This window comes from Corynebacterium sp. HMSC036D03, assembly GCF_001836185.1.
Taxonomy (GTDB): domain Bacteria; phylum Actinomycetota; class Actinomycetes; order Mycobacteriales; family Mycobacteriaceae; genus Corynebacterium; species Corynebacterium simulans.
Map to the genome: position 1 here is coordinate 1 of NZ_KV827760.1, position 397 is coordinate 397.

At 57.4% G+C, this 397-nt stretch carries 1 protein-coding gene; it reads right to left on the minus strand.

Annotated elements, in window-relative coordinates:
* On the minus strand, positions 1-397 hold a 397-nt coding region (locus tag HMPREF2692_RS11725), incomplete at both ends, for a DDE-type integrase/transposase/recombinase (protein WP_141761331.1).

Consider the following 397-nt stretch of genomic DNA (forward strand, 5'->3'; position numbering starts at 1 on the left):
TTGTCATAGGAGTCACCCACCGTCCCAGTCGACGCTGCGATACCGTGCTCAGCCAGGCGCTCGTTGTAGACGATGCTCACATATTGTGAGCCGTGGTCTGAATGGTGAATCAAGCCCGTTGTTTCTTTGGCGCACACGATCGCCTGGTTGAGCGCTTGCAGCGGCAAGGCTTCGGTGCGCATCGAATCCGACAGCGCCCATCCGACGATCCTCCGGGAGAATACATCGGTCACGAACGCGGTGTACACAAAGCCTTTCCTGGTGCGCACGTAGGTAATGTCCGCCACCCACAGCCGATGAGGGCCAGGAGCCCTAAATTCACGATTTACCAAGTCTGGGCGCAGATCAGGCACGTTAGGCTTACGGGTTGTGATAGGTGACCTGCCTTTGCCTTTGC